This window comes from Streptomyces sp. 8L (assembly GCF_020176795.1).
Classification (GTDB): domain Bacteria; phylum Actinomycetota; class Actinomycetes; order Streptomycetales; family Streptomycetaceae; genus Streptomyces.
The window spans coordinates 1-608 of sequence record NZ_JAIUKE010000962.1 but is presented as its reverse complement, the minus strand read 5'-3'; the positions used below and the strand labels follow the sequence as shown (position 1 = coordinate 608).

1 protein-coding gene is annotated in these 608 nt (G+C 59.5%); it reads right to left on the bottom strand.

What is annotated here, in order from left to right; genetic code table 11:
* Window positions 1–560, bottom strand: a 560-nt coding sequence (locus LCE31_RS40120; protein ID WP_374118724.1) for an acyltransferase domain-containing protein, incomplete at its 3' end; no start/stop codon positions are given.
* Between the last annotated feature and the right edge of the window lie 48 nt (window positions 561–608).

The window sequence follows — 608 nt, the reverse complement described above, 5'->3', positions numbered from 1 at the left end:
AACTGCGCCAACATCGGATCCATCAGACACGAATGAAACGCATGCGACACCGCCAACCGCCTCATCCGACAACCCAACAACCCCGCAACCTCAAGAACCGGACCCTCCACACCCGACAACACCACCGAATCCGGACCATTGACAACAGCAACATCAACCCCCACACGAGCACCGATCACCTCACGCGCCTCAGCCTCCGACACATTCACCGCCACCATCACACCACCAACCGGCAACCCATCCATCAAACTCGCCCGCACCGACACCAACCGACACGCATCAGCCAAACTCAACACACCCGCCACATGCGCCGCCGCAATCTCACCAACAGAATGCCCCCCAACAAAATCAGGCCGAACACCCCACGACTCCACCAACCGGAACAACGCAACCTCAAACGCAAACAACGCCGGCTGCGCCACCCCAGTCCGACCCACATCACCCCACACATCCACATCAAAACGCTCCCGCACCGCATCAAAAGCCTCAGCAAACACCGGAAACGCCCCATACAACTCACGCCCCATACCAGCACGCTGCGAACCCTGACCAGAGAACATCACCGCCACACGACCAACCTCAGCCCTACCAACAACCACACCACCCCC